The sequence below is a fragment of the Microbulbifer aestuariivivens genome, from assembly GCF_039545115.1.
GTDB lineage: Bacteria > Pseudomonadota > Gammaproteobacteria > Pseudomonadales > Cellvibrionaceae > Microbulbifer > Microbulbifer aestuariivivens.
On record NZ_BAABRT010000031.1, the window covers coordinates 1 to 8369 of the forward strand.

Consider the following 8369-nt stretch of genomic DNA (forward strand, 5'->3'; position numbering starts at 1 on the left):
CTCGGTATATTAATGATTTTTACAATCGTAAACGGCTGCATTCCGCATTAAATTATCAGTCCCCGATTGAATATGAGCGAATAGCAGCGTAAAAGATGGTGTGTCCGTTTTATCGGGGCAAGATCAGACGCCCATCTCTTTGCTCTTAAGTAGCACCAATCGATTAAGTCCTGATTCCTTGCTGCAGCAGTACAAAGCAGCATTGGGTCAGGCTTTACCCCTACTCTGCCCAAATCCAGGCGGTCTGCGTCCCAGCAAGTTTGAATCGTTATATCTGCGTAGGTCTCTCCGTCGCTATGCAGCTCACAAGCCTGTCGCAGAAGATCCATTTGCCTTGCATGTAAATTAAAGTATTCCCCATTTAACTCCTGGACTAGCCGCGCCGCACGTGCGCCATGCTCGGGATCAGAACCATCCGATCGCCGCTCTATGTCATGGAGTAGAGCAAAAAGGCTAACAACAACTGGGTCGGCTCCATTTTGCCGAGCAATAATCAATCCATTTTGCCTCACTCTTGCCCAGTGAGAGGCGCCATGAATTCCATTCCATTCCAGCTGAAAGTGGTTTTTTAGGAAGCTTGTAATACGCTTCGATATTTGGTCGTTCACCGTATCCCCTTCAAAAGCCGAGGCACTTTGTCATTACCTATATAATGGAAGCAATTCAGAGACTTGATCGACCGCTTGCTCTACAGGACATCCAAAATAGAAATGCGGTGCACCCTCTACTCCGTCATAGTACGGACGATTCGCCCCAGCATTCTCTGCTTGCACTCGTTCAACGACACGTGGGAAATCTACGTTCATCGAACAATCCTTTCCATACAATATTTCTATCCACTCGTCGATCAGACGTATGCGACCGTCAAGCGTGGCATCATCTCTACCAACTCCATGCTCACACCACAATGCTTCTAGCGTCTTAATACCGACAGCATCCCCCTCTCCCATGCTTTCCAACAGGCTCTTCTTCTTTTTTTTCAACGACCGAATATCTTTTCTGCATTCGAGCCAACATGCGGCGTAGCAAACAGGAACAAGCATTGCTAGAAATGCCAGCAATACTATAACAACTGGCAATAGTGCAAATATCTTCAAGCGCTGGACAGTGCCTTGTACAGCTGGCATACGCAATGAAACGCCAGCCAGGGGGCTTTCATATCTATTACTTACGTAGCTTAATTCCTTTATTTTCTTATCGATCGCAGAAATTCTCAGTGCGCGGCTCGCATCTATACAGCGAGCTTCTTTTTCAGAATCGATCGTTAAACTTAATTTCGACTTTTTTAGATACTTAAGGTCAGATTCTGCGCCCATAAAAAAACCTATATTTTTATAATCATTCGAGCGCTTTAGAATACCGACTTGTAATCGACTCCGATAGTCGGCCAGATAAGAATTGATGCGCTATCTTCGATTTACAAAGTAAAAGGGAAGCCTGGAAACATATCCATGTAAGAGGCTTAACTTCAGACGCCAACAATAGGAGCTCTCCACTCTAACCTTCTGCTATCTTCTGTGTGCCCACTGGACAAGTAAAGAAACCAATATGACCGCAAAGCGCAAGTCAGCTACAACCAAAGCCGAATACAGCTTCATCTGTGCGGAGGTTAAGGATTATTCAGTTCGAGTATCCGGGGAAATCAACTATGAAATACACGATAGGCGGTATGCTCACCCCGAATGCAGAGTTTTCCGGTATGAAACAGATTTGGACTTGAGGGGCACTATCAGCTATCCGGAAGATCGTGCCGGCGATGAAATTAATATCTCCATTTGGGGGCATAACCCCCAAGATGGGCATTTCAGCGCCACTCTGGATGAGTTCCACGTGCGGGATGCAGCGGGTCTACCAAAATACCGTAAGCGGGGCGATCGGAGTGATCCCGTATATGAGTCGCCAGAATCCGTTGGTTTCATAGAGCGCCGGAGGGGAACGAGAATTTGGTCCGGTGCCGCCTATATGCCACCAGCAATCGTAAGTGACATTCTTACTCTACTTGTAGGTGATGGCCAGGCTTTCTTGATGATTAATGAATTGAAGATTGGTAGACGCCGCGCAATTCGCAGCATTACTCTCCAAAACAGACACCCCGAAAATGAGTAATGGCAACGAGACATATTGCCAATAACAACAATAGTCGGAGACTTTAATATCTAACTTTACCGAGGTAGTTGATCACACGGTAATATAGTACAAAGAACCTGAAAATCAGTTTCCGCTTGTATAGTGTGAAGAGAAAACCGACAGCATTTCCGCCTGATGCTGCTCAATTTGTTCTTTCCCCCAGGCACCCTGCTCATTTAGTTTGTCAAACATAGCCTTTAGCTTTAATGAGTCATAAGATCTTTTAGCCTCGAAATCAACCAGCTTCTTTTTCACGGCCTGATTGCTATAAGATGAATTTTCTCCCGGGCTAAGCAAGACCAAGTTCCCAAAAGCATCGAGAACACTTGAAGCGAGAAGATTACCATGCTCCTCCTTCTGTGGATGAACGTGTTCTATCGAGTTCTTAGCAGTAATTCGGTATCCCCTAAATTTCGTTCCGTCCCGATTTGTTGTAGATTTCCAAAGTAGATATTCCAGCTTTTGAAACCAATAATGTTCGAAACTAGTGCCTTTCGGCTCATCAAAATATTCTACACGAGATCGCCAACGTTCGACGTTCGGGTGATTTCCGCAAGTCTGTTTAAAACTCGCACTCTTCTGAGTCTCCGACTCATCGGCAAGTGATAACTCATTGTCAATTTTCTCTAAGAGAGAGAGTGCGTCTTCTTCTTTGCTAACACCCTGATATATTAAGCCTCCAATAAATGGGGTCAACCAATACTGTGCGCTGCGCTCACCAGTAAAGTTTCTTACGCTTTCCAACATGACCAGTTCTGATAGTTCTTTTTGAGAACGAGTAATATAAACATTACCTCTTGATCGACTTTGGCTCTGACTCGTTAAGCGCAGCTGTTCATCATCACTATCATCTCGTTCGACCCACTTAACTACCCAACGGTCAAATTGATAGCGAACTTGCCATAAAAGCTTAATAAAAGAAATTACTTCCTCTTCACTTGCTACAGTTAGCGGCTCAAATGCTTCGAGCAACTTATCTGCGCGAACTCTGCTCACGATGTCCTGCCCACCATTGAAAGCAAGATATATTCGGTAAGCATGAATAAGCAACAACGGAAAACTTATTATTGAACGGCAATAAACGGTTTCATTTTCGATCTCGTCGTCTTCAGTAACCGCGTCCGACGCTGGACTGATGGAAGAAAAATCATCCCCTTCCAAAGCCAGTTGACCAATAGTCAACCCTTCTGCTAGATCCTGACCCTGCTCCTGCTTTGAAAAGAAGCCTTCATTGAATTCGGTTAAACTTTCAGGTCTTACATCAGCCCAGTGGGCACTAGGGAATACTTTCCTGACATTTCTCTCAAAATAATTCTCCATGTGTTCACATGCAGTCCACATCGCATCATAGAGTAATTTTTTTGATTTTATTTTTCTGAAAAGTTTTGACTTTAAGATGTCGGCTTGTTCAAGCTGTATTCCTGCCGTATTCATTGTTGCAAATAGTCGGTTTAAGTCCATTTCTGCAGGAACAATATTGTTAACCCATTGGACTTTAAAAAAAATGTAATCGGCTAAGTCTATTTTATCTTTAGAAGGTAATGAATTTACTTTCTGCAACAATACTTGCAATGCGGCATACAGTCGTTTCAAATATGGATCTTTTGCAATAGCTTCTGTTCCCGGGAAAGAATAGTCTCCTAGCCCAGCTAGGCTTCCGAGTAGATGCTGGACTTGGCTACGTATAGCAAATTGCAGTCTAGGCTGTCCCTTGTGAGAGGCAACTTCGGCTATTTTTGATTTCTGCCCTGCCATCTTGAACGCCAAGGCAATTAACATAAGAGTTGTTGTGCGCTGCTGCCCATCGATAAGCTCGTAGACATTACTTCCCTGGTCGTCCTTTTCAATCGATGTTAACACCGTGCCAATAAAGTAGTTCTCTTCACCAGCCTTACGTGCTTCATTAATATCAATAAAAAGTTTAAGAACGTCATCATCTGGCCATACATAGGGTCGCTGATAGCTAGGGATGTTGAACTTATAATTCCCGCTTTCAATATGGGAGAGTGTCAGAGTCTCGGTATCGACTTGCGCAAGATTAAATGACATTGACTCTCCCTCCAGAACTGAGGTTCTGGACAATTCTTCTATTCATTGTGTCAAGGAACACATCTGCTAGATCTTGAGCTTCCGTATTTTTTGGCACTGTCTTTCCAAAATATTCTAATACTGTAAGAACAAATTTCTTTTTCACGCCAGAGTGCTCAGGCCCTAAGTTAGCTGGATCCACCTCCAATGTGAAATTATCTAAGTACTCAAACAGTGTTTTTGACGTATAGCTTACAGCTATCCAATCGAGTACCGGGGTCTCTCGAATGAAGGCCGATATAGACGCTTCTCGCACGGCCTTCTGATTACTCACTCGTGGGGAATAGACAACATGAAATAGCTTTTTGGCAGCAAGGAATAAATCCTTCTCCCCAAATTGGCTTATGTATAAAAGCAAGCAAGTATCATACAGCCCTTTTAAGTAGCTACAGCCCTCTAGGTGGCAGACAAATGATTGATAAAAATGGTAAAAATTATCAATTTCTTTATGTTTCGAGCCGATTTCAGCAAGATTAGCATTCGGAGATTTCAAGTAAGTAGCGCGCAAGCCTTCAAAGTATGCTAGATAGTGAATAGTATTCACTCCCGCATTTAGAGGCTGGCGCAGCTCATATCCCTGCTGTGCCTGAGCCAGAAGCTGTGCGCCATCTGCTCGGTTCTCTCTCACTACGCGACCATACGCAATGTCAGCTCCCCTACCCGTGCCATCACCGAGCTCATCGACTACGGCACTTCTTACAGATTGTGGCTGGCGATGAGATGGCACCTTCCGCGCAAGAAAAGTTTGCCAATACCGACCCTTAATAAGTGAAGTAACAATTGGGTTTAAATCACCCATCTCTTCCCATTTACTCGCAAACTTATTTTGCTGATCTCGACTAAGAACACGCAAATGGTGAGCTTTGATAATATCAGGACCAGACAACCGAACTCCGCCTGTATTTTGCGTTTCGAAAAATCGATAAGCATCATCCTCTGATCGTGTAACCACCAATGTTAAGCTGACGGAATTCGGGTCGATATTCTTCAATTGATCTAAAGCATTTTCTTTAAGCCACGAAAAATTTTGCTTGATCTGTATTTGGGATTCAGGCGAATGATAAATCATCCCCAGATCAAATTGCTGTCCTTCCTGATTTCTTTTTAGATATTCTATGAGAGCAAATGTTGTTAAACGCTGCTGACCATCAATGATGTTTAGTTGGTCACGTTTTTCGGCCTGATGGAGAATGACACTACCAAGATAATAGGCATACTTTGCATCACCTTCTGTAAGGTCTTCGGTATAAGCTTGATAGTCTTTTAGCAGGCGCCCAATCTGCGCCCCATTCCAACGATATGGGCGCTGATATTCTGGAATCGCGAGATGTCCAGAGATCAACGATCCATCAGATGCCCGAACAGGTTGCCCTTCAAATAGCTGCTTTAAGGTACAGCTGGCTACGATAACCGTCATTTCCCACCCTTGTACTGGGCCAACAAGCTGGCCGGGGCTTAGTATCTGTGCCCCTTACTAGAGTTACAATACCCTTACGCGTCCGTGCAATTTTTGATCACGCCTTTGAGGTAGAACCACAGCTTATCTCTATTAGTTGCCATCTAACATACATCAGTACGGCATCTATTCAATACAGCCAGTGCACTCGATATGGATATCTATTGGGAACCGTCACACGAGACGGCATCCAAAAAGTAAGAAAGTTGGAACGTATATCCAATGATCAAGCATTGAGCGCCGCATATATCGCGAGCTCAAGTTTTCATTCGCCGTCCGCACTTAATCATCGAAATTAATATATGTTGGCAGCCCCTTCGATGATTACCACTCATAATATCTTAAAGCCCCACTCGTTCATATATAAAAAAATTAGGGTTCGTGTTAAGTGAGTGCTGCTATTTGTGTGTTCTTTTGTTTATCAGATTCTTTGGTTGAGATAATATGCAGCAGTGAAGGTTCTTGTTGCCTGCAATTAAGGGGAGGCTACGCCCCCCCAAGTATCCAACCAAGAATAGGAACGTCGCCCCAATGGCAAACCACCAGCGAAAAAATGCCGTTAGCAATGCCGCTGTAGGTGCAGACTTTGAAGAACTCGTTCACACCCTGTTAAGTGATGACATCTCATCACTAACTCGCCCATTTTGGCTACCCATAGGCCATCTGCACCAGAAACAGCACAAGTTTGACCTGGGCTGCAAAGACAAAAAAATTATCGTGGAGTGCAAATCCCACACCTGGACAGAGAGTGGCAACATCCCATCAGCCAAACTCACCACGTGGGATCAAGCCATGCTGTATTTTTACTTGGCTCCCCGTAGCTTCAGGAAAGTCTTTACAGTCAGGCGCGATCTGAACCCTAGGACTGGCGAATCACTGGCAGAGTATTACGTGAGAACCCATTTCCATGTAATTCCCGACGAAGTAGAGTTCTGGGAAGTAGATGAGAACCTTGGGCAGATGAATCAGGTTAACTTTGACGCAACAAGTCACATTAGCGGCCTGCCCGAAGTTGCGCCGGCATGAAGGCTGGTAACGGTATTCTTTGAATACCCCGATATATAGAAGAGGTTTTACCTTAATCTAGGCTTGGGGGTACAACTGGCACCACCGCTCCCTTAACCCGGTAACGAAATTCGTTGTTTTTGGCGCCAAACTAGCCTATGGCCCGCAGAATCGGCGGTAGTTAGCACTTGCTAATGGGGACTCATAATCGGCAGGTCCTGGGTTCAAGTCCCGGAGGGCCCACCACTTTTCTCCCCCTGCATAATCCCTGCCACAATCTTTTGCTGATTACGGCTGAGCGGTATAAGATCCAATCTCTCTGCCTTACGGACACTCAAAATACCAGTCGCCGCATGCCGAATAGTCCTTTTCTTCCAAGCAGAGATTAATGCGTCAAAATTTTACTCTGACCCCAATTATTTAAGGAGATGTATCAGGTTTGGCCTGAACTAATCCATCTGACGCAAGAATTTTACACCGGGCCTTATGCCTCAATTACTCACTCATCAAACCAGCTGCTCCCATTTTTCCCAAGAAGGACCACCCTGCTTATGTGAGCGCGCACCATCATGTAAGCTGTTAACAAACAGCCCTCTATTTTGTACAAATACATTGTTTAACTCTGATGGCATATTTACAATCAATTTTCCAGAAAGCCTAAAAGGATATTCGAACAATTGAATCAATATGAGCGGCTTTGACATATCTTTTAATTTTGCTTCGAAGATAAAGGCATCATGCTTGCTACCATCCTCCAAATTTACCAGCCCCTCTCTCCCATAACACCAACCACTCCAATGCTCTTCGTTATGAGCAATCACATTGCGACCCATTTCAATAGCTTCTGCTTGACTATTCGCTTCAAATGGAACCATGTTGGTTTCATTCTCAGTGAAAAATATACCAAAAGGAACTAGAAGCTCATCTTCGGGCGTTTTCTCGCCAATATAAAACGCATTACACAGCGCCAACCCAACATTCTGCCCTAATAGCCCTATGTTCATTACCCCTCCCATGAATCACATTTTTATCAACAAGTAATAAACTGCTGTTACTAGTACCAATTACCCTCTAACAACCATCAAAAAAGTTTGCAAAAACACTTTAAAATAAAGCTGATATAAAGCTGCAGACTTTCCTACTCATAACAACCGAAGTATTGGGTCATATTCATAGTTTTCGACAGCGCTTGGCCAATCCAAGTAGTATTCGAACCAGTACGCTAGCGTACTGTATCATGGAAGCACAAGTCATAAGCTAATTGTCACACAGCCTATTGATCGAATCGTGAAATCACCAACTTATAAGACAGGCATCCGACGCAGCATTTGGCGCCAGCCAGCAAAGCACTCTGTTATTATGCGCATCCCCACCCGCAGGCCTCGAAATAGGCATATTTCAAAGCTCGCTCAAACAACAGATCTGACCTGAATACACTCTGATCGATTATGCCATTGCCCAAAGATTGCTCGTATTGATTTTTTATGATGAGCCACTTCCATGCAATATGCATCCTGTCAGAACACCCTAAAATGTCACTAAAAGCTATTCCTGCTCAAATAGACTTAGGGCAACTCTGAAAAATAGCCCATTTCTGGCAAAATACAGTTTTCCAACCGGGAACCTAGAAAATGACCCAGCTGACCTTCGCTGAAGCTGAATATGCAGGCAAGAAACGAAAAACCCGGCGGGA

Annotated in this window: 6 protein-coding genes; 2 read left to right on the forward strand and 4 right to left on the reverse strand. The window is 44.1% G+C overall.

The features are described 5' to 3' along the window. Positions 1–641: 641 nt before the first annotated feature. Entirely contained in the window at positions 642–1316 is a 675-nt protein-coding gene (locus tag ABEA58_RS13895; RefSeq protein WP_345552448.1) for a hypothetical protein, read from the reverse strand. A gap of 232 nt (positions 1317–1548) precedes the next feature. Between ABEA58_RS13895 and ABEA58_RS13900 the strand changes: the two genes are divergently transcribed. Beyond that, positions 1549–2106 (forward strand): hypothetical protein, encoded by a 558-nt coding sequence (locus ABEA58_RS13900; protein ID WP_345552450.1) that lies wholly within the window; start codon positions 1549–1551, stop codon positions 2104–2106. A 105-nt stretch (positions 2107–2211) separates the two neighbouring features. On the opposite strand, the gene ABEA58_RS13905 is transcribed toward ABEA58_RS13900, so the two are convergent. Next, a complete protein-coding gene (locus ABEA58_RS13905) occupies positions 2212–4176 on the reverse strand; it encodes a DUF262 domain-containing protein (protein ID WP_345552452.1) in 1965 nt (654 codons plus the stop codon). Continuing rightward, the gene (locus ABEA58_RS13910; RefSeq protein WP_345552454.1) at positions 4166–5632 is read right to left on the reverse strand and encodes a DUF262 domain-containing protein; all 1467 of its coding nucleotides are present in this window, start codon (positions 5630–5632) and stop codon (positions 4166–4168) included. Before ABEA58_RS13910 ends, ABEA58_RS13905 begins: the two co-directional genes overlap by 11 nt. Before the next feature lie 570 nt (positions 5633–6202). Here ABEA58_RS13910 and ABEA58_RS13915 point away from each other — a divergent pair. After that, positions 6203–6697 carry a hypothetical protein gene (locus tag ABEA58_RS13915; protein WP_345552456.1) on the forward strand — a complete coding sequence of 165 codons (495 nt, stop codon included), beginning with the start codon at positions 6203–6205 and terminating at the stop codon, positions 6695–6697. Positions 6698–7182: 485 nt separating this feature from the next. Here the strand turns inward: ABEA58_RS13915 and ABEA58_RS13920 are convergent, their stop codons facing one another. Further along, positions 7183–7680, reverse strand: coding sequence for a hypothetical protein (locus ABEA58_RS13920; RefSeq protein WP_345552458.1), 498 nt, complete (start codon positions 7678–7680; stop codon positions 7183–7185). Positions 7681–8369: the final 689 nt, after the last annotated feature.

Excerpts from the sequence above, each read along its gene's own strand:
- ABEA58_RS13895 (WP_345552448.1), bottom strand. The coding sequence starts at position 1,316 with ATGGGCGCAGAATCTGACCTTAAGTATCTAAAAAAGTCGAAATTAAGT.
- ABEA58_RS13900 (WP_345552450.1), top strand. The coding sequence starts at position 1,549 with ATGACCGCAAAGCGCAAGTCAGCTACAACCAAAGCCGAATACAGCTTC.
- ABEA58_RS13905 (WP_345552452.1), bottom strand. The coding sequence starts at position 4,176 with ATGTCATTTAATCTTGCGCAAGTCGATACCGAGACTCTGACACTCTCC.
- ABEA58_RS13910 (WP_345552454.1), bottom strand. The coding sequence starts at position 5,632 with ATGACGGTTATCGTAGCCAGCTGTACCTTAAAGCAGCTATTTGAAGGG.
- ABEA58_RS13915 (WP_345552456.1), top strand. The coding sequence starts at position 6,203 with ATGGCAAACCACCAGCGAAAAAATGCCGTTAGCAATGCCGCTGTAGGT.
- ABEA58_RS13920 (WP_345552458.1), bottom strand. The coding sequence starts at position 7,680 with ATGAACATAGGGCTATTAGGGCAGAATGTTGGGTTGGCGCTGTGTAAT.